Below are 25,160 nucleotides of genomic sequence, written 5' to 3'. Positions count from 1 at the left end.
ACGATATTTCATCCTTGTTAGAAAGTAACATGCTTCGTCGGCAGAGGTAACCGACGGGGCCCGCCCACCCACCGTACGCCATGACTGCGCCCTTCGATATCCTGACCCGCATCGCCGAGCGTGGCCCGTCATTGCGACTGGCCGAGCAGAAAGTGGCGCAGGTGATTCTTGAGGATCTTGCCGGGGCCGCGGCGGCCAGCATCAACGAACTGGCGCGCAAGGCGGCGGTCAGCGAGGCAAGTGTCACGCGCTTTGCAAAAGCCATCGGTTGCCGTGACGTCCGCGACCTGAAGCTGCGCCTGGCACAAGCCACGGCAGTGGGATCGCGTTTCCTGCAACCGGCGCCGGGCCCGGTCGATACCGACGCGCCGGCCGCCCTGGCCGAGCGCATCCACGGCGACGTTCTCACCACGCTCGAAGTCAACCGAAAGTTGATCGATCCCGAGCGGATCGACATTGCCGCGCGCCTGTTACTCAACGCACGCATGGTCTACGCTTTTGGCATGGGTGGAGGCTCGACCTTCATGGCCGACGAGGCGCGGTATCGGCTGGCGCGATTGGGGCACCCGGTGGCCACGTATCACGACGCACTGCTGCAGAAGATGGTCGCCGCAACGCTGACGCGCGATGACGTGGTACTGGCGTTCTCGGCCAGCGGCAGCGTGCCGGAGATACTCGCCAGTTGCGACATCGCGCGCGAGTATGGCGCGCGGCTGATTGCCGTGACCGCGCTTGGCTCGCCGCTGGCCGCGCGCGCCGACGTGCTCCTGCCCGTGCGGACGCTGGAAACGGATTTCATCTTCAAGCCGTCGGCCTCGCGCTACGCGATGCTGATGGTGCTGGACGTACTGGCCACCCGCTTTGCGCTGCTGCAACAGGAGCAAAGCAAGGAAAAGCTGCGCCGGCTGAAATACGTGCTGGATGCCCACCGTGGCATCAGCCAGGACAGTGACGGGCCGGACAGCCGCCAGCCGCTCGGAGACTGACGATGCCACACCTGTTCGATACCCTGATCCGCTGCGTGCTGCTGCTTGATGGCTCGGGCGCCGCGGCGCGCCTGGCCGACGTGGCAATTCGCGATGGCCGCATCGCCCGCATCGATGAGCCAGGCGCGATCGACCCCGATTCGGCGTCGAACGTCGTGGAGGGTCACGGTCTGGTGCTCTCCCCCGGGTTCATCGATGTCCATACGCACGACGACACCAATGTCGTGCGTGAGCCCGCGATGACCCCGAAGATCTCCCAAGGCGTGACCACCGTGGTCGTCGGAAACTGCGGCATCAGCGCCGCGCCCGTCACGCTGGCCGGTGATCCACCCGACCCGATGAACCTGCTGGGCCGCGCCGACGCCTTTCGCTACCCCGACTTCAAAACGTACGTGGCTGCCGTCAACGCCGCGCAACCAGCCGTGAACGTGGCCGCACTGGTCGGCCATACCGCGCTGCGCAGCAATCATATGGATCGGCTGGACAGGCCCGCGACCGAGGCCGAGACCGCCGCAATGCGCGGCCAGCTTCAGGAAGCCCTGGATCATGGTGCGCTTGGGCTTTCCACCGGCCTGGCATATGCCAACGCATTCCACGCTCCCACCGATGAAGTGCTGGCGCTGGCCGAACCGCTGGCCAAGGCAGGCGCGATCTACGCCACCCACTTGCGCAGCGAGTTCGCCGAGATTCTGGACGCGATGGACGAAGCCTTTCGCATCGGCCGCCACGCGCGCGTGCCGGTGGTGATCTCGCACCTGAAATGCGCGGGCGTGTCGAACTGGGGCCGTAGCGGCGAGGTGCTCGCCGCGCTCGAAGGCGCGGAACGTTGGCAACCGGTCGGCTGCGACTGCTACCCCTACACCGCCAGTTCGTCGACACTCGATCTCAAGCAGGTCACCAGCGACTTCGACATCCAGGTCACCTGGTCCGAGCCACATCCCACGATGGGTGGCCGGCTGCTGGCCGATATCGCCGCCGAATGGAACGTCGACCTGCTTGAGGCGGCACGCCGCCTGCAGCCCGCCGGCGCTGTCTATCACTGCATGGAGGATGCGGACGTCGATCGCATCCTGAGCCATCCGGCCACCGTAGTTGGATCCGACGGGCTACCCAACGATCCGCTGCCACATCCGCGCCTGTGGGGCGCATTTCCACGCGTGCTGGGCCACTACGCGCGCGATCGCGAACTGTTCCCGCTCGCGGTGGCCGTCAACAAGATGACGGGCATGTCGGCCGAGCGCTTCGGCCTGACCGGTCGCGGCTTCGTGCGCGAAGGCTACTGGGCCGATCTCGTTCTGTTCGACGCCGCCACGATCCGCGACGCGGCGAGCTTCACCGATCCACAGCAACCGGCCGAAGGCATTGCGGCCGTCTGGGTCAACGGCGAGTTGACATGGCGGCAACGCGCCGCCACCGGCGTACGCGCCGGCCGCTTCCTGCCGCGCGGCACCCAGCCACCACACTGAAAACAGGAGTTTCCATGGATATCAAACGATTCGGCGTCGAAGGTGGCACCGGCCAGGGCGGCTCGCACATGCCGTTCGCACGCGCCGTGCAAGCGGACGGCTGGCTCTACGTATCGGGCCAGGTACCGATGGTCAACGGCGAAGTCATCGACGGCGGCATCGTCGCGCAGAGCCACCAGGCCATTCAGAACGTCATGGCCATCCTGGCGGAAGCCGGCTACGGCCCGGAGCATGTGGTTCGCTGCGGCGTCTGGCTGGACGATGCCCGCGACTTCACGTCGTTCAACAAGATCTTCAAGGAATACTTCGGCGCCAATCCGCCGGCCCGGGCCTGCGTGCAATCGAGCATGGTGGTCGACTGCAAGGTCGAAGTGGACTGCATCGCTTACAAGAAGCCGGCGGCCTGAACCCGGCCGGCGTGGGCGTGGTCGGCGAGCCAGCCGAGCCAGGGCCACAGCTTCATAGCTTTTAGCTTCTTAGCTTTTCTGCTTTTTCAGCTTTCTCAACCCGCCGCTACGCGACACAAGGCATAGCGGCTTTTTCACACGCGGAAGCGGACCGTCCGGACCGACGGCACCCGCAAAAAGGAGACGACATGGGTGCCGTTACCGGAACCACGCTCTTGGTCTATGCGCTGATCGCCGTGATCGCGCTGGTGATCCTGATCGCCAAATTCAAACTGAACCCATTCATCACGCTCGTGGTGGTCTCGGTGGCCCTGGGCTTCGCCGTAGGGATGCCGATGGGCGACATCATCAAGTCGTTCGAAGCGGGTGTGGGCGGCACGCTCGGGCATATCGCGCTCGTGATCGGGCTCGGAACGATGCTTGGCAAGATGATGGCCGAATCGGGCGGCGCCGAGCGCATCGCGCTGACGCTGATCGACTTCTTCGGCGAGAAGAACGTGCACTGGGCGATGGTGGTCATCGCCTTCATCGTCGGCCTGCCAGTGTTCTTCGAGGTGGGCTTCGTGCTGCTCGTGCCGATCGCCTTCAACGTGGCCAAGCGCACCAATACCTCGATGGTGCTGGTTGGCATCCCGATGGTGGCCGGCCTCTCGGTGGTGCACGGGCTGATTCCGCCGCACCCTGCCGCGCTGCTGGCCGTGCAGGCCTACGGCGCTGACATGGGCAAGACGATCATGTACGCGCTGATCGTCGGTGTCCCGACAGCCGCCATCGCTGGCCCGCTGTTCGCCAAGCTGATCGACCGCCACGTGAAACTGCCCGAGGTCAACCCGCTGGCCGCGCAGTTCACCGAAGAAGCCGAGAACATCAAGGGCACGCGCCAATTGCCGGGCTTCGGCATCACCATCTTCACGATCCTGCTGCCGGTGATTCTGATGCTGATTGGTAGCTGGGCGGACCTGATTGCCACGCCAAAGACCTTCGCCAACGACTTCCTCAAGCTGATCGGCAACTCGGTCATGGCACTGCTGATCGCCGCGCTGGTCAGCTTCTATACCTTCGGCAAGGCCCGCGGCTTCGGTCGCGATGCAATCCTGAAGTTCACCAACGAGTGCGTGGCACCGACCGCCATCATCATCCTCGTGGTGGGTGCCGGCGGTGGCTTCGGCCGCATCCTGCGCGACTCCGGCATCTCCACCGCCATCGTCGACGTAGCCACCCACGCAAACGTCTCGGTGCTGGTACTCGGCTGGCTGGTGGCCGTGATGATCCGCATCGCCACCGGCTCGGCCACCGTGGCCATGACCACCGCCGCCGGCATCGTCGCCCCGATCGCCGCCAGCGTGCCGGGCACGCGCCCCGAACTGCTGGTGCTGACGACCGGCGCCGGTTCGCTGATCCTGTCGCACGTCAACGACGGCGGCTTCTGGCTGGTCAAGGAGTACTTCAACATGACAGTGACCCAGACCTTCAAGACCTGGTCGGTCGCCGAAACGATCATTTCGGTCGTGGCGTTGCTACTGACGCTGGGACTGGCGACGGTGACCTGAGGCTTCGCGGCGGTGTTTTCTCCCCCTGTTCCGCCCGGCGGCGGGGGAGAAAACCCGGGGTAGCACAAAGCCCCCACCCCTCCTACACTCCCTCTTCGATGCAGCCGTCCGATGCTGCACTTCCGGGAGACTCTCATGACGTTCAGTCCGATGCGGCGTGCCATCACGGCGTGCAGCGCCTTCGCCGTCCTCACGTATCCCCTCCTCACCCTTGCAGCCGATCCCGTGAAGATCGGCCTGATCGCCCCGTTTTCTGGCAGCTTTGCCGACTACGGCAAGCAGATGGAAGGCGGCATCAAGGCCTGGCAGAAGCTGAACGGCGACGTCGTGGCGGGCCGCAAGATCGAAGTGATCATGAAGGACACCACGGGTCCGGTTCCCGAGGTCGCCAAGCGGCTGGCGCAAGAGCTCGTGGTGCGCGACAAGGTCGATATCCTGGCAGGTTTCGGCCTGACGCCCGAGGCGCTGGCCGTTGCGCCGGTCGCCGAGCAGGCGAAGAAGCCGATGGTGATTTTCAATGCGGCGTCGTCGGTCATCACTACCAAGTCGAACTACATCACCCGCGTGTCGATGACGCTGCCGCAGATCTCGGCGCCGATGGCGACGTGGGCCGTTCGCAATAACATCCGCAAGGTCGTGACGCTGGTCGCAGACTACGCCCCTGGCATCGACGCCGAAACGGCCTTCAAGACCAACTTCCTGGGCGGTGGCGGCCAGATTGTCGAATCGATCCGCGTGCCGCTACGGAATCCCGAGTTCGCCCCATTCATCCAGCGCATCAAGGATGCCAAACCCGAGGCCGTGTTCCTGTTCCTGCCCGCAGGCGAACAGGGCGTGGCGTTCATGAAGGGCTTCCGCGAACGTGGGCTGGCCGATGCCGGTATCCGCGTCATCGCCACGGGCGACCTGACTGACGACCACGTGCTACCGGCCATGGGCGATGCCACGCTGGGCGTGATCACGTCGTTCCACTACTCGGCGGCGCATGATTCGAAGGAGAACAAGGCGTTCCTGAAGGCCTTTGCCGATGCCAACCCAGGGGCCGGACGCCCGAATTTCATGGCCGTGGCCGCATACGACGGCATGGCCGCCATCTACGATGCGCTGAAGAAGACCAACGGCGCGACGGACGGCGACAAGCTCGTTGGCGCGCTGAAGGGCATGAAACTGCAGAGCCCGCGCGGCGCCATCACGATTGACCCCGCCACCCGCGACGTGGTCCAGACGGTCTATATCCGGAAGGTAGAGAAGGTGAACGGCGAACTCTACAACGTCGAATTCGACAAGTTCGATGGCGTGAAGGACTCGGGAAAGTAGCCCCAGGGCGCTCGGCGTGGTTCCCGCGCCCGGGCCATCACGGCGCGGGTGGGGCAATCACCTTGGACATCTCCGAAGTCTGATTCCAGCCGCTCCGTTGATAGAGCGGTCGACCTGCCTCGGTAGCGTGGAGAATGGCAAACTCCACGCCGCGTCCCGCGAACTCCGCCTCGGCCAGCGCCATCAACTGCTGCGCCAGACCCCGGCGCCGGCGCGTCGGCTCCACATAGACGTTGAGGACATAGCCCCGGCGATCCTGCGTCGGATGCGCGGGATGCGGTGGCCAGTCGACCAGCATCAGGCCGATACCCGCTACAGGCTGCCCCACATCTATCAGCAGAAAGCCGAAGTAGCTGCCATCCGCCAGGCGTGGCCGCAGCCAGGCGCGAAAGTGGTCTGTCATCGTGCGCAACGTGCCCGGGGCAAAGCCTGCCTCCTGAAACATCGCCTCCCGATGCTGGCAAATCAGGTCGAGGTCATCGACACCGATGGTACGAACATCCATGGACAAGAATCCTGTTACCAATTGCGATCCAGGATTGGATCGGATGCACTGACGGGCATTGGCGGAGCGGATACCACAAGCCGTGAATCCGCCCCGGCGCCAATCAGTACGGCGACAGCTCCTCGAGAGCCCTGGCTGCCTCCTGCCTCAACATGCGCAGGATCAGCGCAGCCCCTTCATTCGAAAACTCCGGCGCGGCGGCGTGCTCGACTGCAACCGTCACCACACCCATTGCCCCTTCGACGCGCTGCAACTGCCGGAACGCCATCACATCCGGCGATGGAAAGCCCGCATTGGGTTGCCCTGGTGGCCCGGCCTGCCGCTTGCCGGCGGGCTTGCGCGAAGCGGCTCCGGGTACCGGCTTATCCATGCCCCGGCCTCCCCAGGGGGAGGGAGACCGGAACGGCAAGTAAGATGCAGACATCGTGGCGATGCATGGCGTGACTCCTTTCTTTCGACAAAGCGTTCAGGCGGGCGTGTGGCCCGCGTCGCCACCCTTGCAGCGACCCATGCATTGTCAAAGCCGGGAGACCACGCGGATATAAGACGATTCCGAAAACGTTCGGAATCGTCCGAGCGCTACTGCGAACGCCCCGCCCCTCGGCTATCGGACCGAAACCAGCCGATCCAGCAACGCCTTGTCGGCCAGCAGTGTGGCGCTATCCGACCGGTGCACCACTCGGCCCCGGTCCAGAACAATCGCCTGCCGGGTCATGCCCAAGGCCAACCGCGCGTGTTGCTCCACCACGATCACAGCCATCCCCGCATCTGCGATCAGCCCCGCGATCACGCGCTGCAACTCCTGCACGATGACCGGGGCCAGCCCTTCCATCGGCTCGTCCAGCAGCAACAAGGCGGGGTTGACCATCAGTGCCCGGCCAATGGCCAGCATCTGCTGCTCCCCGCCAGACAACTGGTTGCCGAGATTACGCCGGCGCTCACCCAACCTCGGAAAGGTCCGATACACACGCTGGACATCCCATGGCCCGGGCCGGGCCACCGCGCCGAGATGCTCCTCCACGGTCAGCGAGGGAAAGACCCAGCGCTCCTGCGGCACCCAACCGATGCCGCTCTGGGCACGGCGATGCGGCGGCACCCTGGCCAGATCCCGCCCTTGCCAGAGCAGCTTGCCCCCACGCAATCGCGTGAAGCCCATCAGCGTGGACAGCAACGTCGTCTTGCCCACACCGTTACGGCCCAGCAGCGCGAGGCTGTCGCCGGCGCCCAGCGCCAGATCAATCTGCTCGAGCACCGTCGCCTCGCCATACCCGGCGCTGACGGCCTCCAGCCGTAGCAGATCACTCATGGGCGGCCTCCCCAAGATAGACCTCACGCACTCTTGGGTCGGTGGAGACTTCAGCCGGCGTCCCTTCCATCAACACGCGCCCGGCCACCAGCACCGTGATGCGTTCTGCGAAGCGGAACACCAGATCCATATCGTGCTCGATGAAAACGATGGTGATGTCGCGGGGCAGCGCTGCAATCACCGCGAATAACTCGGCACTCTCACCGGTCGGAATGCCGGCGGCGGGCTCGTCGAGCAGCAGGATCGAAGGCCGCGTGGCCAGCGCGAGCGCCATCTCCAGCAGGCGCTGTTTGCCATAGGGCAATTGCCGGGTCTCGACATCGGCGTCGGCCTCGAGCCTGAGCATGGCCAGCACTGCCATCGCCTCGTCGACGAGTGCCGCCTGCGACGCCACCGTGCGCCTCCAGACGCGCCCCGCCCCCGTGCGTTCGGCGACCGCCAGCACTACCGATTCGAGCACCGTCAGCCCGGGGAACAGCGTGTTGATCTGGAATGTGCGCGTCATGCCCAGCTTCACGCGCGCGTGCTGCGGCAGCGTGGTGATGTCACGCTCGCCGAGCCAGATGCGTCCTGCCGACGGGGCCAGCGCCCCGGTCAGCAGGTTGACGAAGGTGGTCTTGCCCGCCCCATTGGGTCCGATCAGCGCATGGCGGGCACCCGGTTCGAACGTCAGCGCGATGTCGCTGTTCGCCGCGAACGGGCCCCACGATTTGCTCAGCCCTTCCGTGCGCAGGATCGCGGTCATGCGTCGGCCTCCTTTCGCGCAGGTACGGACGGATGCCTGCGCCGGCCTAGCGCCGACAGCGCCCCCATCACACCACCTCTCGCGAACAGCACGATGACCACCAGTAGCAACCCGATCCAGAATTGCCAGTACACGGGGTTGATACCAGCCAGGACGTCCTGCGCGATCATGAACAATGCCGCACCGACCAACGCGCCGTAAAGCCGCCCAGTGCCACCAAGCACCAGCATCACCAGCAATTCGGCCGAGCGCGGAAAGCCGAGCACATCCATGCCGACAAACTGCGTGGTCTGGGCCAGCAAGCCCCCCGCCACGCCGGCAATCGCCGCCGCCACCGTGAAGACCGCCCGAAGCCGTGCGGGCACGTCGGTCCCCAGCGCTGGCATTCGCCGCGCGCCCTCGCGAATGCCGCGCAGCGACAGACCGAATGGCGAGGCCACCAGCCTTCGCACCAGCAGGAAGATCACAAACAGCACCACCAGGCTGTAGACATAGGCGGTCTTGCCGAACAGGTCGAACTCGAACATGCCAAGGAGCTTGTTTATCGTCACGCCGGAGAGCCCGTCGACGCCACCCGTCAGAAGCGCCGCCTTGTTCGCCGCCTCGAACAGCATCAGACCGATGCCGAGCGTCACCATCAAGCGGGTCAGATCGCCGCCCCGGATTACGAGGAAGCTGCACAGCCATCCGGCCAGCGCCGCCACCGCTGCCGCGGCTAGCAAGCCCGTGAGTGGCTCACCCCAGCCATGCGCGCCAAGCAGACCGGCCATGTACGCGCCCAGGCCAAAGAACGCCGCATGGCCCAGCGACACGATGCCCGCATAGCCCAGGATCAGATCGAGCGATAGCGCGAAGAGTCCGACGATCAGGATCTGGCTGCCGAGGATCAGATAGTCGGGCAGCAAGAAGAACGCCATGACCGGCACCAGCCAGAACACGATCTCCGCCGGATGCCAGCGGCCATCGGGCAGACGATGCACACGGGTCTTCATGCGCGCCTCCCGTAGAGACCTGCCGGAAACGCTACCAGCAGCAGCACCATCATCGCGTAGATCACGAACGCGCCGATCTCGGGCACGTAGTACTTGCCTCCCACGTCCGCCACGCCCAACACGATCGCAGCGACCAGCGAGCCACGGATACTCCCGGCACCGCCAACGGCGACCACGAGCAGGAAATACACCATGTACTTGAGCGGGAACGTGGGATCGAGGCCCAGCACGTCGATGCCCAGCCCACCGCCAAGACCGGCCAGACCCGATCCCAGCGCGAAGGTCAGGCTGAACACGCGTTCGACGTCGATGCCAAGCCCGCGCGCCGCCTGCTGATGATCGACTGCCGCGCGCACCTGCGCGCCAAAGCGGGTACGCGCAACAAGCCACCCAAGCGCCAGCGTGATGACGATCACCACCGCGATCAGGAACAGGCGGTAGGCGCCGAGGTCGACCCCGCCCACGCGAATCTGCCCGATCAGGAAATCCGGCAATACCACGGGCTGCTGGCCCGGCCCGAATAGCCACGTCGCGCCCGCCATCGCCATGAACGTCAGGCCGATCGAGAACAGCACCTGGTCCAGGTGGCTGGCCCGGTACAGCCTGCGATAGAGCGTGCGCTCAAGCACCCAGCCGGCTGCCGCCGCGCCCAGAAACGCCAGCGGCAATGCTGCCAGGAACGGCACCCCGGCCCGGTTCATCAGCACCACCGCCACGTAGCCGCCAAGCATCGCGAACGCGCCATGCGCCAGGTTCACGAAGTTCATCAGCCCCATCGTCACGGACAGCCCGATGCTGATAAGGAACAGCAGGCTGCCGTATGCCACGCCATCGAACAGCACGCCAGGCAAGCTCGATATCACAATCCGGTCCTTTTTATGGATGACCGCGGGTTCGGGAAGGTTGGCGGCGATTGTTCCGGTCTCGCCGCATTTTTGCAATCGGGCGCGACCCGCGCAGCACCCGGCGCCGGTTTACTTCGCCCCCCACAAGCGCTAAGGTCGTTGCACCTGACAGCCGGGGACATCGCCATGTCGATTGACCGCCGCACCTTTCTGGGAATCTCCGCCTCGCTGGCCGCGCTGCCAGCCGGCCTCACGCTCGGCAACACCGCCAGCGCCGCAACCGTCGACGCGCCGATGCGGCGCAAGATTCCGGGCTCAACCGTGCAATTGCCCGTCATTGGCATGGGCACGGCCCGTACGTTCAACACCGGCAAGAGCAGCGAAGAACGCGCGCCCCTGACCGAAGTCATGTCCGTGCTGCTGCAACGCCTGCCAAGCGCCGTCGTCGATACCGCGCCGAGCTATGGCAGCGCCGAAGCGGTGACCGGCGACCTGCTACAAGCCGCCGACGCGCGGCGCCGCGTCTTCCTGGCCACCAAGATCTCAGCCAACGCAGCCAGTGCGCCAGCGCAGTTCGCCAGTTCGCTATCTGATCTGCATACGGATGCAGTCGATTTGCTGCAGGTGCACAACCTGATCGACTGGCGCGACAACCTGAAGCTGCTTCGGCAGTGGAAGGAACAGCGCAAGACGCGGTATATCGGCATCACCCACTATCGCGAAGACGCGCAGGATGCCGTCGCGCAGATCGTGCGGGCCGAGAGGCTCGACTTCGTCCAGATCAACTATTCACTGGGCGAACGTGGTGCCGAGCGCGTTTTGCTGCCGCTATGCCAGGAGCGCGGCGTGGCTGTGCTGATCAACCGCCCATTCCAGGACGGGCGCCTGTTTGCGGCCGTCAAGGGCAAGCCCGTGCCAGACTGGGCCGCCGAGGTTGACTGCGAGTCCTGGGGGCAACTCTTCCTGAAGTTCATCGTCAGTCATCCTGCCGTCACCGCCGCCATCCCGGCCACTTCCAATCCGCGCAATATGCTCGACAACGCTGGCGCCGCGTTCGGGCGGATGCCCGATACGCCCGAACGCGCCCGCATCGCAGCGGCGCTGGCCTGACTGCTGACCTGACTGCTGGCCTGACCGTCGGCCCTCGCCATGGACACTCCGGACCTGTCTCCCAATCCCGCCGGCCCCAGCGGACTGCTTGGCATTGATCGGAGCGAAACCCCGGCCGTGGTGGCGGCCTTCCTGTTCTTCTTCTGCCTGTTCGCGAGCTACTTCATGCTTCGGCCCGTGCGGGAGACGATGGGCATCGCTGGCGGCGTGCAGAATCTGCAGTGGCTGTTTACCGCGACGTTCGTGGTGATGCTCGTGGCCATTCCGTTCTACGGCGCATGTTGCAAGTGGCTGCCGCGCCGGCGCTTCGTGCCGTGGGTCTACGCATTCTTCATCGCCAACCTCGTGGCGTTCGCGCTGGTCACCCGCGCCCTGCCCGACAGCGTCTGGCTGGCCCGCGTGTTCTATGTCTGGATCTCGGTCTTCAACCTGTTTGTGGTATCGGTGGCGTGGAGCCTGATGGCCGATGTATTCCGGCCCGAACAGGCCAAGCGACTGTTCGCAATCATCGCGGCGGGTGCCAGCGCAGGCGGGCTCACCGGACCCGTGCTCGGCGGCTGGCTCGTGGGACACATCGGGTTGACTGGCCTGATGTTGCTGTCGGCCGCGTTGCTGGCCGCGACGCTGCCCGGGGTCGGCTACCTGTTCGCCTGGCGACGCAGGTATGGCGCGGGCGAGCCCGGCAGCGAGACGGCCTCGACGCCGGACCCCGCGCAACCGGTAGGCGGCGGACTTTGGGCGGGCCTGTCTCTGGTCCTCCGTTCCCGGTACCTCATCGGTATCAGCCTGTTCGTGATCCTGCTGGCCACATCGAGCACGTTCCTCTACTTCGAACAGGCACGACTGGTGGCGGCCACCTTCCACTCGCGCGCGCAGCAGACACAGGTATTCAGCGCGCTCGACGCCACCGTGCAGGCGCTGACGATCCTCGTGCAGATCTTCTTTTCAGGACGCGTGGCGCGGCGCTACGGCGTGACCGCCCTGCTGACCGCCGTGCCGCTGGCCGTGACCGGCGGCTTCCTGCTACTGGCGATGTGGCCCACGTTCGGCGTGCTGGCGGCCGCCATGATCGTGCGGCGCGTCGGGGAGTACGCGATGCTGCGCCCCGGCCGGGAGATGCTCTTTACGGTGGTCGACCCGGAAACGAAGTACAAGGCCAAGAATGTCATCGATACCGCGATCTATCGTGCCGGCGATGCCGTCAGCGCCTGGGTGAAAACGGCGATCGACGCCTTGTCCGGGCACCCCGCAGCCGTGGCGCTGGCGGGCGCGGTACTTGCCATCGTGTGGGGCTGGCTGGGCTGGTGGCTTGGCCGCCAGCACGAAGGTCAACTGACGGAACTGACGGTCGAGAAATCCTCACCGGCAGTCCTCGCCCGGGGCCAGACCGGCAGCCGATAATCGCCCGCCGGTCTGGCTCGTGTGCGCGGTTCGGCTTATAGTCGTGGCCTTGGTATTGGCCTGTCACGCGGACACGTGCCGCCTCAATTCATTCGCTCGGGAGTTGCTTCATGAAAACCAAAGCCGCCATCGCCTGGAAAGCCGGTGCACCACTCACCATCGAAGAGGTGAACCTCGACGGTCCGCGCGCGGGCGAAGTCCTCGTGGAGATCAAGGCCACCGGCATCTGCCATACGGACTACTACACGCTGTCCGGCGCGGACCCCGAAGGCATTTTCCCCGCCATCCTGGGTCATGAAGGCGCGGGCATCGTCACCGACGTCGGTCCGGGCGTCACGTCGCTCAAGCCGGGCGATCACGTGATTCCGCTCTACACGCCGGAATGCCGTCAGTGCAAGTTCTGCCTGTCGCGCAAGACCAACCTGTGCCAGGCCATCCGCGCCACGCAGGGCAAGGGCCTGATGCCGGATGGCACCTCGCGCTTCTCGATCGATGGCAAGCCGATCTTCCACTACATGGGCACGTCGACGTTCGCGAACCATATCGTGGTGCCGGAGATCGCGCTTGCCAAGATCCGCCCCGACGCACCGTTCGACAAGGTCTGCTACATCGGATGCGGCGTGACCACGGGCGTGGGCGCGGTGATCTTCACGGCCAAGGTGGAAGCCGGCGCGAACGTGGTGGTGTTCGGCCTGGGCGGCATCGGCCTGAACGTGATCCAGGGCGCAAAGATGGTGGGCGCCGACAAGATCATCGGCGTGGACCTCAATCCCGCCCGCGAGGCAATGGCGCGCAAGTTTGGCATGACCCACTTCGTGAATCCGAAGGATGTCGACAACGTGGTGGACCACATCGTCCAGCTGACCGACGGCGGCGCCGACTACTCGTTCGAGTGCATTGGCAACACGCAGGTCATGCGTCAGGCGCTGGAGTGCTGCCACAAGGGCTGGGGCAAGTCGATCATCATCGGCGTGGCCGAAGCGGGCGCTGAAATCTCCACCCGTCCGTTCCAGCTCGTCACGGGCCGCGAATGGAAGGGCTCGGCCTTCGGCGGCGCGCGCGGGCGCACCGATGTGCCCAAGATCGTCGACTGGTACATGGACGGCAAGCTCAACATCGACGACCTGATCACGCATACGCTGCCGCTCGACCGCATCAACGAAGGCTTCGACCTGATGAAGCGCGGCGAGTCGATCCGCTCGGTGGTCCTGTACTGAGGTCGCGATCCATGGAACTGCTGTCAGAACACGGCTGCCACGGCGGCGTCCAGCGCTTCTACCAGCACCAGTCGGTGGCCATCGGGCTGCCGATGCGGTTCTCAGTCTATCTCCCGCCGCAGGCGCTGCAACCTGGCGCGAAACCGCTGCCAGCCCTGTTCTATCTGGCCGGCCTGACCTGCACCGAGGAAACCTTCGCGATCAAGGCCAACGCGCAGCGCTTTGCCGCCGAGCACGGCCTGATCCTGGTGGGCCCGGACACGAGTCCGCGCGGCGCGCGCGTGCCCGGCGAGGCCGATGCGTGGGACTTCGGCGTGGGCGCCGGCTTCTACGTGGATGCGGTCGAAACGCCATGGCGCATGCACTGGCGCATGGAGAGCTACGTTGCGGATGAGCTGTTCCATCTGGTGACCCGCGAGCTTCCCGCCGATGCGGCACGGGTAGGGATCTTTGGGCATTCCATGGGCGGACATGGCGCGCTGGTGCTGGCCCAGCGCTACCCGCAGCGGTTCCGTTCGGTATCGGCGTTTGCGCCAATCGCCGCGCCGTCGGACTGCCCGTGGGGCGTGAAGGCGTTCACCGGCTACCTCGGCGAGGATCGCAGCCGCTGGGCCCAGCACGATGCCAGCGCCCTGATGCGCGCGCAGTCGTCGGCCCCCTTCCCGGCCGGCATCCTGATCGATCAGGGGCTCGCCGACAAATTCCTGGCCGAGCAACTGCATCCGGAAGTGTTCGAGGCCGCCTGTGAAAAGGCCGGGCAGCCCCTGACACTACGTCGGCACGACGGGTACGACCACGGGTACTACTTCATCTCGACGTTCATTGCCGACCACGTGCGGCATCACGCAGAGCGGCTTTAAGCACTCACCTCCCGCCATGACTTCCTACCGCCCCCACCCCATCGTCATGCTGTCTGCCCGACAGCTTTCCGAGGCCATTCACAAGAAGGAGGTATCGAGCCGGGAAGTCATGACGGCCTATCTGGCGCACATCGCCCGAGTCAACCCGGGCAGCAACGCCATCGTCGCCATGCAGGACGAGGAAGCGCTGATGCGCGAGGCATTGGCGGCCGACGAAGCGCTGGCGGCGGGCAAGTCTTCCGGCTGGATGCATGGCTTCCCGCAGGCGCCGAAGGATCTGGCGATGACGCGCGGCATTCGCACAACGTACGGATCGCCGATCTTTCGCGACAATATCCCCGCCAGTGATTCGGTCATCGTGGAGCGTATGCGACGTGCCGGCTCGATCCTGATCGGCAAGACCAACACGCCTGAGTTCGGGCTGGGGTCGCACACGTTCAATCCCGTCTATGGCGCCACGCTGAATCCCTACGATCCCACGCGGTCGGCTGGCGGCTCCAGTGGCGGTGCAGCGGCCGCGCTGGCGCTGCGTATGCTACCGGTTGCCGACGGCAGCGACTTTGGCGGATCGCTGCGCAATCCCGCTGCGTTCTGCAATGTCTATGGGTTCCGGCCTTCAGCGGGACGCGTGCCTTACGGCCCGACGCCGGAGTTGTTTCTGCCCCAACTGGGCAGCGAAGGGCCGATGGCACGCAATGTCGAGGATCTCGCGCTGCTGCTGGCCACGCAATCCGGCCCCGACGCACGCACGCCGCAGGCGCTGCCACACGATCCGACGGTGGCCTCGCTGGCGCCAGCGAACGTCGCGGACATACTGAAGACGGATCTCACTGGCAAGCGTGTTGCATGGCTGGGCGACTGGGGTGGTTACCTGCCGATGGAAGACGGCATCCTGTCGCTCTGCGAGCAGGCGCTGCGTTTCTTCCCGGATTTCGGCGTGGACGTCGAGGCCATCAAAGCACCCTACCCGCCCGAGAAAATCTGGCAAACCTGGCTCGTCTATCGCCATTTCCTGACCGGCAATTCGCGTCTGGGGCTGTACACCAATCCGTCCACGCGTGCGCAGCTCAAGTCCGAGGCGATCTGGGAAATCGAAGGCTCGCTGGACCTCAAGGCCAGCGATCTGTACGCCGCCAGCACCGATCGCAGTGCGTGGTACCAGGCGCTGCAACGGACGTTCACCCAGTTCGACTACATTGCCGTGCCCACCGCACAGGTGTTTCCGTTCGACGTCACGCAACACTGGCCGAAGCAAATCGCCGACAGGCAGATGGACACGTACCATCGCTGGATGGAAGTGGTGGTTGCGTGGACGCTATCGGGCTGTCCGGTGATCAGCGTGCCAGTGGGATTCAACGCGGTCGGATTGCCAATGGGGATGCAACTGATCGGCAGGCCGCGCGACGATCTGGGTGTGCTGCAACTGGCAGCGGCCTATGAGAAGGTGCGCGACTGGGTCAATGATCGCCTGCCGCCGGCTATCGAAGGCTGAGGGTCCTGCTCCCCTCTCACGTCGTGCAGGGAGGGGAGAAAGCAATACGGTACTTCAGGCCACCCGCCGCAACTGCCTCGCTGCATTGGCAAACAACGGCGCGGCACGTTCGACCGCGAGGGTGATCCTGTCGGCCAGCGACTTGCTGCCCACCTGATACCCATCGAAATCCGCCGTGGACGCGTACACACCGATTGGCAACGTCAGCGCCTGCAGGAAGCTGAACAGCGGACGCAGTTGGTGCTCGAGCACCAGTGCATGGCGGTCACTGCCACCGGTGGCTGCCAGCAGTACCGGCTTGCCTGCCAGCGCATCCATGCCCACCAGGTCAAACAGATGCTTGAAGTGGCCGGGGAACGAGCCGCGATACACCGGCGCCGCGGCAATCACGAGATCAGCCGATTCGATCGCGGCCAGTTGTGCCTCGATGTCGGGCGGCAGTTCGTCGCGGGTCAGCGACGCGCCGAGCGGTCGGGCGATCTCGCTGAGGTCGACAATCTGCGTATCCAGCACGAGCCGTTGATCCAGTTCGGCCAGCAGTGCCTGCACCAGTACCAGGGTGCGGGACGGTTGATGAGCACTGCCATTGACGGCAACGACTTTGAGCGGGGTTGACACGGTAAGTCTCCGGGGCGGGAATCGGTCCCCTACCTTAGCGCCCCGTCCGTGCGGTGCGAACGAAGCAATTCGACTATGGATAGATGCAAAAACGGCGACCATTGGCCGCCGTTCCGCATCAAGCCAAGGTAATGGGACCTTGCTGCTTGGAAGCTGCTTCAAAATGAAGCGAAGCGGTTCTGGCTAGGGTGAAGCAGGGATTTCGGCTCGCATGCGAGCCGCCTGCGGAACGGCATGTGCCTGCAAGCACATGCGCGCCCTGCAAGGGCGGGGCCGCAGACAGTACAAGTAGTACGGCAAGGCCCCGCAACGACGCCAGAATCTTTTTGAAGCGGCTTCTTAGAAGGACGGCACCATGGCGCCCTTGTACTGGGCCTTCATGAACTGGCGTACTTCTTCCGACTGATAGGCGGCCACGAGCTTCTTCACCCACGGCTTGTCCTTGTCCTGCGTGCGCACGACGATGATGTTGGCGTAGGGGCTGTGGATGTCTTCCAGCGCGATCGCGTCCTTCGTCGGCTGCAGGCCGGCGGCCAGTGCGTAGTTGGTATTGATCACGGCGGCGGCCACGTCAGGCAGCGCGCGGGCAAGCTGGGCAGCGTCGAGTTCCACGATTTTCAGTTTCTTCGGGTTCTCGGCCACGTCGAGCGGCGTGGCGTTGACGCCATTCGTGCCCACACCCGGCTTGAGCTTGATCGCGCCCTGGGCGGCCAGCAGCAGCAATGCGCGGTTCTCGTTCGACGGGTCGTTCGGCACGGCCACCTTGGCGCCCTGCGGCAGATCCTTCGACGATTTCAGGTTCTTCGAATAGATGCCCAGCGGCGAGATATAGGTGTAGCCGACGCTGGTCATCTTGTAGCCACGCTGCTTGATCTGGCTGTCCAGATACGGCTGGTGCTGGAAGCTGTTGGCGTCGAGGTCGCCCGCGTCGAGCGCGGCGTTCGGCTGCACGTAGTCGTTGAATTCGACCACCTTCACGTTCAGGCCGTTCTTCTTGGCCACCTTCTGCACCACTTGCCAGACTTCGGCGTCGGGGCCACTGACGGTGCCCACGCGGATCGTCTGTTCCTGAGCCGCCGCGTTGCCGGCGGCTACGATACCCAGCGCCACGGTTGCGGCAGCCAGGGTCTTTGAAATCGAGAGCATTTTCATAGGTCTTGTTTTCCTGGGAATCGAGGAGCCGCCAAGAGCAGATGTCATGGCGGTCGGGCCTCGCCGGGTAAGCGGCGCTATCAAACTGAAGCGAAGCGGCTCTGGCTTGGCGCCTGGCCGCAGCCAGAGCAAATCGTGCGGCGAAGCCGCGCAACGACGCCGGAATCAGTTCGATAGTGCAGCCAAGGCGTGGCCGAGGCCGAAGCTTACCTTATTGTTCCTCGGCGCTCCTCAGTGCTCCTCGGTGTGTTCCGTGGCCTGTCCGGGCTCCTTGCCCACCGGATGGCTGGCAATGGCCGGCGCATTCTGCCATCCACCACCAAGCGCCAGGAACAGGTTGATCTGATCCATCGCAACCTGCGCGTCGGATGCGGCCAGCGCGGCATCGGTATTGGCCAGCGTGCGGTCGGCATCCAGGCTCTGCAGATACGGCGATCGGCCTGCCTGCCACAGCAGCCGGTTCTGGCGAGCTGCCTCATTGGCCTTGTCGCGCGCCGAGCGCAGCGACGCGTTCCGGTCCAGTTCGTGTGTATAGGCCGACAGCGCCGTCTGCGTCTCCCGCAGCGCCTTCAGCACCACACCGTCGAAATGAGCCAGCGCCCCTTCGGCCCCGTACTCCATGTTGTGGATGCGCGCGCGCGTGCCGCTGGTCGGGATCGTCCACGAAATCGCGGGGCCCCAGCCCCAGTGCGCGGTCGGCGCCTGACCAAGGTGGTCGAGAATACCGGTGAAACCGGCCGATGCACCGATGCGAATCTGCGGGAACAGGTCCGCGGTAGCCACGCCGATCTTGGCCGTTGCCGATGCCAGCTCGCGCTCGGCCTGGCGAACGTCCGGTCGGCGCTTGAGCAACGCCATGCCATCGCCAACGGGCAGCGCCTGCTTCAACGCCGGTACGTGCTCGCACGCCACGCTGCTGACATCGAGCGCAGTCGGCGGCTTGCCCAGCATTACCGCCAGGCGGTATGCCGCGCCTTCCTGCTCCGCACGATACTTCGGCAGTGCCGAACGCAGGGTGTCGGCTTGCGCCTCGGCGCGCAGCAGATCGGTCGGCTGACCTCGGCCAGCATCGACCAGTTTCTGCGCCAGCTTCACGCCGCGTTCCTGCAGGTCGAGCTGATGCGCGGCCACATGTAGTTCGTGCGTGGCTGTGCATCCTTGCACATACGCACGCACGGTCTCCGCCACCACGCCCACGCGGGCTTGGTCCAGCGCCGCATGGCTGGCCTGCGCCGATGCCAAGGCGGCTTCGTCGGCACGCTTGAGCTTGCCCCAGAAGTCAATCAGGTACGAAACATTGAGACCAATGTCGCCGAAGTTCATCACCGGAATCTTCTCTTCGTGCAGCAGCGGTTCGCCAGCGATCTGGCCGCGCTCCGCACTGGCCCGGAACTTCGTTTCCGGCAGATTCTCGGCTTCCACCTCGTGATACACGGCGATCGAGCGCTTCAGATTGGCGGCGGCTACGCGCAGGTCGGTGTTGGCCACCAGTGCCTGCTGCACCAGCTCGTCGATGCGAGGATCGTCGTACAGACGCCACCAGTCGTTCGGGACGTCGCCGATCGACACCGCATCGCTGTCGGTGCCGGCAAACGGTCCATTGGCGGCCGATGACTTCACGACCGCATCGTCGGGCACCTTGTGATCAGGGCCGACGGTCATGCAAGCGGCCAGCGCAAGCGGCAACATCGCCGCCAGCGAGGCACGGGCAAAGCGTTTCACTGCACTGCTCCGGTTGAGGGCGCGCGCTTGCCGGCCAGCGCAACCTTGTCCTGCGAGGCACTACGGCCGGCCGCCGGCGCGGTCGGCTTGTCTTCCGTTTCCCCGATGTTCTTCTCGTCATCGGCCTTCACCGATACGGTGGCCGTGCGTCCTGCCACCAGGCGCACATCCTCGGGCATCTGGTCGAACTGGATGCGCACCGGCACGCGTTGCGCCAGACGCACCCAGTTGAACGTCGGGTTCACGTTCGGCAGCAGGTTCGAGCCATTGGTGCGATCACGGTCTTCGATACCGGCTGCGATGCTCTGCACATGGCCGTGCAGCACGCGCTTCTCGCCCATGACGCGGATATCGACGGGGCTGCCGATATGGATACCCTTCAGCTTGGTTTCCTCGAAGTAGCCTTCCACGTGGAACGAGTTCGAATCGACCATCGACAGCACCGGCTTGCCGGTCACGACGTAATCCCCGAGACGCGGCAGGCGGTCGTTGACGTAGCCTTCCACCGGGCTCACCACGTGGGTGCGCTCCAGATTCAGCTTCGCCACGCCGATCGCGGCCTCGGCCTGTGCCAGCTGGGCCTCGCCCTGCTGCACCTTGGCCAGCCCCTCTTCGACGATTTCCTTCGAGACCACCTCGGAAAGCGTCTGGCTGCGCTTCGCCTCGCGGCGTGCCTGGGCCAGATTGGCGCGCACCGCCGCCGCCGTGGCTTCCGCCTGACGCAGCGCCAGCGCATAGCGTTCGTGGTCGATCTCGAACAGGACGTCGCCGGCCTTCACATGCTGGTTGTCCTTGACCGCGATCCGCGTGACCAGCCCGGAGACATCAGGCGCCACCTGCACCACCTCGGCGCGGATGTGGCCGTCGCGCGTCCACGGCGCCACGGTGTAGTAGTCCCACAGGTGTTTGACGACGACCGCGCCAACGGCGGTGACGGCCAGCGTCAGCACGACTGGCCCGAGCGAGGAGAGTCTCAGTTTCATGATTGCAGCGAGGGCACCAACGCAACCACCCCACCGAGGACGATCGCATACAGCGCCAGATTGAAGAGGGAACGGTGCCATACGAGCTTGTAAAAGCCGACACGCGTCAGCACCGCCCGCGCGGCGCTCGTAATGACGAAGGCGGCAAGCATCCACACCAGCAAGCTGGGGATGTACACGCCATAGATACTGATTTCACCGGGCATCATGCATTTCCGGAAACGGTTGCCGGCACCAGGACCGGCGGATACAGGGCAACCTGAAGGTCCACGAGAGCCGCCAGCGCGATACGCGAACGCACCTTCTGCTGAGCCTTGCCCAGCCGCGTCAGCAATGCCGGCGGCGGCGCATCGATGGCACCTTTCAAACGTGACTGGTAATAGCCGGACACGCTGCGCAGCACGCGATTCACGGCATGTTGCTCATCAGCTTCCAGCCCGGCCATCTCGCGTTGCAGCGCCAGCGTGCAGAGTTCCACACGCACTTCGCTGAAGCCGTCGGCAGACACTTCGCTTTCGCTGGCAGCCAGCCGGGGCACGAGTTGCGCCAGACGATCGAGCATCCGCGCGCGCAGCGTCGAATGAGACTCCGGACGCGTGCTCACCGCGTTCTCGGCGATGTCGCTCCAGCCGGAGCGCACCAGCCGGTGTGTTGCGGCTCGCGTGCCGAAAGGCCGCACCGCGAGCGTCCAGACCAGGGCGAACGCAATCCCGGCGATACCTGCCAGGTTGCTGTTGAAGAAACTCTGGAAGTTCGCGCTGTAGGCGCCCGAGATACCGATGTCGTTTGCCGTGACCACGGCCAGCGGCATCCCGATCATCGCCAGGCGCGGCTGCGCCACCAGCAGGCCGATGATCAGGTACGGCACCGCGAACATCAGCACCAGCATCTCGAAATCGTGCGCAACCGGCAGAACCGCGAACAGCATCACCATCGAGATCAGCAAGCAGACCACGTTCCAGTTGAAGAACGACTGGATCATCGGCGCGGGCTCGTCGAGCGCGGCGAAGAAACAGCACGAGATTGCACCAAGCGCCACAGCACCGGCGCCATCGGCCCAGCCTGTCTGAATCCAGATCATGCCCATCGCGAAGATGGCCAGCGCCACCGTCACGGTCGAGAACAGCAGCATGCCGTGGTCGTAGTGGCGGGCGCGGCCGACATCCCAGCGCAGGAATTCCGGCAGCCATTCGCCTTCGATGTGCTTTTCACCAAGGCGCCGACACAGCGAGACGCAGTCGTGCCACAAGGCCGCCATCTGTTGCAGACGGTCTTCGGCCGCTGCGACCAAGGCGGCGTCCCAGCCCGCCTGAACGGGCGTGGACGTCAGTTCGGGACGCTCCCCTTCCGCGGCGCCAGCCTGAATCCAGGCCTTCACCGCCCGCATCTGCGCGGCCAGGGGTTCCGGCACGCCGCCGGCCGACTGCAACGATTCGACGACGGTCGCCAGCGACGACATCACGGGCAGCAGCATCGTCATGCGGCCACGCAGTTCACGTGCGGCACGCACGCGCTGGGCGCTTTCGGCGTCGTAGCTCAGTTGGCTGATGAGTTGGTCCAGCGCCAGGATATCGGCGGCCAGACGATGGCGACTATGGTGGCGCGACACCTGCTTGCCGGGGCTTGCCGACAACATGTCGCTCGCCCACAGCGTGGCATCGGCCATCCATTGGCGAGACTTGTCGCGCAGCACATTGGCTACGCTAGCCGGAAACACGACCGCGCCAACCACGCTGGCGCACAGGATGCCCAGGCAGATTTCCTCGGACCGCGCGACGGCAAGATCGAAGATACCGGCAGGATTGTCGACCGAAGGCAGCGCGACGAGCGGCAGCGTATAGGCCGCCAACATGAAGACATAGCTGCGCGGCGTGCGATGCAGCAGCGCCACGTACAAGAGACAGGCGGTCCAGATCGCCACAGCGCCCATCAGCAGAGGCGGCGCGTTGACCAGTGGCGGGACCATCAGAATGCCAGCGGCGGCGCCCAGCAGCGTGCCCAGCACGCGATACAGCGCCTTGGAACGCGTGGCCCCGGTCAGCGGATGCGCCACGATATAGACGGAGCCCATCGCCCAGTAGGGGCGCGGCAGGCCGAGATACATCGCAATCCACAATGCCAGCATCGCTGCGACGAAGGCCTTGATGGAAAAGACCCAATCTCTCGCGGACGGCCAACTACCCATGTTGCTCAGGACTCCTGCTTGCCCGATGTAGATGCGGCCGCGCGCGCCAGGGCATCGAACACACGCAACGTGGCCGCCATGTCCGATTCGCTGATATCGGCGAACACCTCGGTCCGCAATTGTTTCAGCGCCACCTCGATCAACTCCGCCATGCGCTCGCCCTCTTCCGTCAGGGATAGCACATTGGCCCGGCGATCACTCGAATCCACCTCGCGACGCACCAGCCCAGCGGCGCTGAGCTGGTCGACCAGACGCACCAGCGTCGCGCCTTCCACGCCCACGTAGTCGGCCAGGGTCACCTGGCGCACACCACCGCCCAGGCGGCGAATGAACAGCAGCGGCGCGGCGGCCGCGGCGGAAATCCCGTGCGCGGTCACTGCGGCCTGGCTGATCTGCCGCCACTGGCGCCCGGCCAGCATCAACTGGCCGGTGAAGGCGAAAAGAAGGGCATCGATCTTTGGCATGGGCAGAATGATAGATGTGAATCTATTAGGATGCAAATGATTTCTTTGCGAACTAGTTCATGTGCTTTATGAGGAATCCCATGCCGCGCGGAAATGTAGAGATGGGACGCAATCGTCGCCCCGGCACCGCTGCAATCGCCTCAGGAATATCTGAAAACACCCATCGGCAGCAACCTTACGGGCACTTCCGCAGATCGGCGATATCCGCCTCAACTTCATGGAAATACAGTCCCTCAATCAGGCCCGCATGGCCTGCCCACGAGGACCGACGATGACAATCACCATGGCGACCGCCCGGCGCCGAGCAGGGGTCACGCTGGCGACGCTGCTCGCGGCGCTGCTCGGGATTGGGCTGATAGCGCTGATGGCGCTGATGACACCCCACCACACCGCAGAGGCAGAGCCCTCCCAGGAAGTGGCGCTGCGTTACAACCTGCAGGCAATGAGAGAGGCGATCGCCCGATTCCACATAGACCATGGCCACTATCCGCAGTCCCTCGACATCCTCGTGCAACGCGCCTATTTGCACAGGATTCCGCGGGACCCAATCACCCATACTGCGGACAACTGGGAAATCATACCGCCACCAATCGACCCACAATCACCATCGATGCTGGAAGACCGCGCGATTGCGGGCGTGTTCGATGTCCGCAGCGGAGCGCTCGGCGTAACGCATGAAGGCACACCGTATCGCGAGCTTTAGGCTCTTCAAACTCCGCGAGGACCCGTCCCATCCAGAGATCGCAAGCAGCACCGGGCAACCGGGCTGGACTTTCCCCGGGCAATATGGCATAAGACCCATTGCCCCATAACGCCTGACGCCGGCTGACTACCAGTCGAGCGCCCCCGATTAGAAAGCCAATGCCCCGCTTCCAGCGCCTCGCCGCAGTTTCCCGCCGTGCTCCGCATGGCAGGACTGCGTGCGCCCGCGGAATGCAGGCTGGCATTGCCGCCACACACCTGACCGCCCCGGTCCCGCGCGCCGTGCTTTTCCTGGCCGTGCGGGCAACTCGGGACACCGGCATCCGGACCTGAGCTTTCCCGCACGGCACTTTGCATTTGGACGCCATCCCTGGCGCTGCAATTCATTGTGCATCCTGGAGAAAGCCATGACCCCCATCTACCAAAAGACCATCTGCGCCATCGTGGCCGTCGCCGCGCTCTACGTCCTGATCAATAGCTGACGGAAGAGGCGCCTCATGACACTCACGCTTGCAATGCCCTCCTGGGGGCAGGTACTGGCACGCATACTCGAGCTGCGCATCGACGTCAGTCTGTCGCCCGGCGAAGTGGAGCGCGAACTCGACACGCTGCACGACCGCATCCGCCAGCCCGGTGACAAGCTGCACGATATGCCTGTGGTGCCAACCGCTCTGCCGGGCGTGCGCCTGCGTTATCGCGAAGCCGATGGCGAGTATTACGTGTATGTCGAAGACACGCGATATGGACGCATCGCCGGCTATACGGTGTTCAATCGTCTGATCGAGGTCAGCCGACGCACGGACCGAGTGGTACGCGCGCCCCACACGAAGCTCGGTCCGGCCTATCAGCGCTGCGGCCTGGCCACGTCCATCTACGGCTGGGCGCTGGACGGCGGTCTTTGCCTGATCAGCGGCGCGCGGCAGTCTGCCGGCGCCAATGCCTTGTGGGGGACGCTGGCCAGGCGTCACACCCGCGGCTACGTGGATCTACGCGACAAGTCGATGACCTATCTCGGCGAGTCCGTCAGCGAGACCGTGCAAGCCGATCTGCACACTCGCATGATCCTGCTGGGTCAGGGCTGGACACTCTCATCGTTCGCCAACGCCACCGGTATGCATTGATCCCTGCGACGGCG

25 protein-coding genes are annotated in these 25,160 nt (G+C 64.9%); 12 read left to right on the top strand and 13 right to left on the bottom strand.

Annotation, left to right across the window (positions count from 1 at the left end; genetic code table 11):
- The first annotated feature begins 80 nt into the window (after positions 1-80).
- The 5 genes from B2246_RS22005 to B2246_RS21985 all read left to right on the top strand — a co-directional run bounded on the left by B2246_RS22005 (position 81) and on the right by B2246_RS21985 (position 5,726).
- Complete coding sequence (locus B2246_RS22005) at positions 81-986, top strand: MurR/RpiR family transcriptional regulator (RefSeq protein WP_286881054.1); 906 nt, start codon at positions 81-83, stop codon at positions 984-986.
- Positions 987-988: 2 nt separating this feature from the next.
- The gene (locus tag B2246_RS22000) at positions 989-2,452 is read left to right on the top strand and encodes an N-acyl-D-amino-acid deacylase family protein (RefSeq protein ID WP_286881052.1); all 1,464 of its coding nucleotides are present in this window, start codon (positions 989-991) and stop codon (positions 2,450-2,452) included.
- Between the two features lie 14 nt (positions 2,453-2,466).
- A complete protein-coding gene (locus B2246_RS21995; RefSeq protein WP_008651227.1) occupies positions 2,467-2,859 on the top strand; it encodes a RidA family protein in 393 nt (130 codons plus the stop codon).
- Positions 2,860-3,047: 188 nt separating this feature from the next.
- Entirely contained in the window at positions 3,048-4,409 is a 1,362-nt protein-coding gene (locus tag B2246_RS21990; protein ID WP_008651225.1) for a GntP family permease, read from the top strand.
- A 135-nt stretch (positions 4,410-4,544) separates the two neighbouring features.
- Positions 4,545-5,726: an ABC transporter substrate-binding protein gene (locus B2246_RS21985; protein ID WP_186425172.1), complete on the top strand. Its 1,182-nt coding sequence runs from the start codon at positions 4,545-4,547 to the stop codon at positions 5,724-5,726.
- Positions 5,727-5,763: 37 nt separating this feature from the next.
- Here the strand turns inward: B2246_RS21985 and B2246_RS21980 are convergent, their stop codons facing one another.
- From B2246_RS21980 to B2246_RS21955, 6 genes are all read right to left on the bottom strand, one after another.
- On the bottom strand, positions 5,764-6,231 hold the full coding sequence (locus tag B2246_RS21980) for a GNAT family N-acetyltransferase (RefSeq protein WP_008651223.1): 468 nt from the start codon (positions 6,229-6,231) through the stop codon (positions 5,764-5,766).
- A 103-nt stretch (positions 6,232-6,334) separates the two neighbouring features.
- Positions 6,335-6,601: a hypothetical protein gene (locus B2246_RS21975; protein WP_008651222.1), complete on the bottom strand. Its 267-nt coding sequence runs from the start codon at positions 6,599-6,601 to the stop codon at positions 6,335-6,337.
- 234 nt (positions 6,602-6,835) lie between these two features.
- Positions 6,836-7,537, bottom strand: coding sequence for an ABC transporter ATP-binding protein (locus B2246_RS21970; RefSeq protein WP_008651221.1), 702 nt, complete (start codon positions 7,535-7,537; stop codon positions 6,836-6,838).
- Entirely contained in the window at positions 7,530-8,282 is a 753-nt protein-coding gene (locus tag B2246_RS21965) for an ABC transporter ATP-binding protein (RefSeq protein ID WP_008651213.1), read from the bottom strand. The genes B2246_RS21970 and B2246_RS21965 overlap by 8 nt, the downstream gene beginning before the upstream one ends.
- The gene (locus B2246_RS21960) at positions 8,279-9,274 is read right to left on the bottom strand and encodes a branched-chain amino acid ABC transporter permease (protein ID WP_286881044.1); all 996 of its coding nucleotides are present in this window, start codon (positions 9,272-9,274) and stop codon (positions 8,279-8,281) included. Before B2246_RS21960 ends, B2246_RS21965 begins: the two co-directional genes overlap by 4 nt.
- Positions 9,271-10,134, bottom strand: a complete 864-nt coding sequence (locus B2246_RS21955) for a branched-chain amino acid ABC transporter permease (RefSeq protein WP_411860109.1) — start codon at positions 10,132-10,134, stop codon at positions 9,271-9,273. Before B2246_RS21955 ends, B2246_RS21960 begins: the two co-directional genes overlap by 4 nt.
- A 171-nt stretch (positions 10,135-10,305) precedes the next feature.
- On the opposite strand from B2246_RS21955, the gene B2246_RS21950 reads away from it, so the two are divergent.
- The 5 genes from B2246_RS21950 (at position 10,306) to B2246_RS21930 (ending at position 16,199) form a co-directional block, all read left to right on the top strand.
- Positions 10,306-11,229 (top strand): aldo/keto reductase, encoded by a 924-nt coding sequence (locus B2246_RS21950; RefSeq protein WP_286881040.1) that lies wholly within the window; start codon positions 10,306-10,308, stop codon positions 11,227-11,229.
- Positions 11,230-11,268: 39 nt separating this feature from the next.
- The gene (locus B2246_RS21945; protein ID WP_008651207.1) at positions 11,269-12,630 is read left to right on the top strand and encodes an NTP/NDP exchange transporter; all 1,362 of its coding nucleotides are present in this window, start codon (positions 11,269-11,271) and stop codon (positions 12,628-12,630) included.
- A 110-nt stretch (positions 12,631-12,740) separates the two neighbouring features.
- Complete coding sequence (locus tag B2246_RS21940; RefSeq protein ID WP_008651206.1) at positions 12,741-13,847, top strand: S-(hydroxymethyl)glutathione dehydrogenase/class III alcohol dehydrogenase; 1,107 nt, start codon at positions 12,741-12,743, stop codon at positions 13,845-13,847.
- A gap of 11 nt (positions 13,848-13,858) precedes the next feature.
- Entirely contained in the window at positions 13,859-14,707 is an 849-nt protein-coding gene (gene fghA, locus B2246_RS21935; RefSeq protein WP_286881037.1) for an S-formylglutathione hydrolase, read from the top strand.
- A gap of 16 nt (positions 14,708-14,723) precedes the next feature.
- A complete protein-coding gene (locus B2246_RS21930; RefSeq protein ID WP_186425167.1) occupies positions 14,724-16,199 on the top strand; it encodes an amidase in 1,476 nt (491 codons plus the stop codon).
- Between the two features lie 54 nt (positions 16,200-16,253).
- Here B2246_RS21930 and msuE read toward each other — a convergent pair whose 3' ends face one another.
- The 7 genes from msuE to B2246_RS21895 all read right to left on the bottom strand — a co-directional run bounded on the left by msuE (position 16,254) and on the right by B2246_RS21895 (position 23,323).
- Positions 16,254-16,817, bottom strand: coding sequence for an FMN reductase (gene msuE / locus B2246_RS21925; RefSeq protein ID WP_008651203.1), 564 nt, complete (start codon positions 16,815-16,817; stop codon positions 16,254-16,256).
- Positions 16,818-17,156: 339 nt separating this feature from the next.
- Positions 17,157-17,969 carry a MetQ/NlpA family ABC transporter substrate-binding protein gene (locus B2246_RS21920; RefSeq protein WP_008651202.1) on the bottom strand — a complete coding sequence of 271 codons (813 nt, stop codon included), beginning with the start codon at positions 17,967-17,969 and terminating at the stop codon, positions 17,157-17,159.
- Positions 17,970-18,200: 231 nt separating this feature from the next.
- A complete protein-coding gene (locus B2246_RS21915; protein ID WP_008651201.1) occupies positions 18,201-19,691 on the bottom strand; it encodes an efflux transporter outer membrane subunit in 1,491 nt (496 codons plus the stop codon).
- On the bottom strand, positions 19,688-20,674 hold the full coding sequence (locus tag B2246_RS21910) for an HlyD family secretion protein (protein WP_024569413.1): 987 nt from the start codon (positions 20,672-20,674) through the stop codon (positions 19,688-19,690). Before B2246_RS21910 ends, B2246_RS21915 begins: the two co-directional genes overlap by 4 nt.
- Positions 20,671-20,880 carry a DUF1656 domain-containing protein gene (locus B2246_RS21905; protein ID WP_008651199.1) on the bottom strand — a complete coding sequence of 70 codons (210 nt, stop codon included), beginning with the start codon at positions 20,878-20,880 and terminating at the stop codon, positions 20,671-20,673. The genes B2246_RS21910 and B2246_RS21905 overlap by 4 nt, the downstream gene beginning before the upstream one ends.
- Positions 20,880-22,859: an FUSC family protein gene (locus B2246_RS21900; RefSeq protein ID WP_286881033.1), complete on the bottom strand. Its 1,980-nt coding sequence runs from the start codon at positions 22,857-22,859 to the stop codon at positions 20,880-20,882. The genes B2246_RS21905 and B2246_RS21900 overlap by 1 nt, the downstream gene beginning before the upstream one ends.
- A gap of 5 nt (positions 22,860-22,864) precedes the next feature.
- Positions 22,865-23,323 (bottom strand): MarR family winged helix-turn-helix transcriptional regulator, encoded by a 459-nt coding sequence (locus B2246_RS21895; RefSeq protein ID WP_008651197.1) that lies wholly within the window; start codon positions 23,321-23,323, stop codon positions 22,865-22,867.
- Positions 23,324-23,594: 271 nt separating this feature from the next.
- On the opposite strand from B2246_RS21895, the gene B2246_RS21890 reads away from it, so the two are divergent.
- On the top strand, positions 23,595-24,026 hold the full coding sequence (locus B2246_RS21890; RefSeq protein WP_286881032.1) for a type II secretion system protein G: 432 nt from the start codon (positions 23,595-23,597) through the stop codon (positions 24,024-24,026).
- A 496-nt stretch (positions 24,027-24,522) separates the two neighbouring features.
- Positions 24,523-25,146: an N-acetyltransferase gene (locus B2246_RS21885; RefSeq protein ID WP_286881031.1), complete on the top strand. Its 624-nt coding sequence runs from the start codon at positions 24,523-24,525 to the stop codon at positions 25,144-25,146.
- The last annotated feature ends 14 nt before the right edge of the window (positions 25,147-25,160 follow it).

Source organism: Cupriavidus sp. UBA2010 (assembly GCF_002335265.1).
In the GTDB taxonomy this organism is placed as follows: domain Bacteria; phylum Pseudomonadota; class Gammaproteobacteria; order Burkholderiales; family Burkholderiaceae; genus Cupriavidus; species Cupriavidus metallidurans.
Note: the sequence above shows the minus strand (reverse complement) of the source record. Positions and strands in the feature narration are given on the sequence as shown.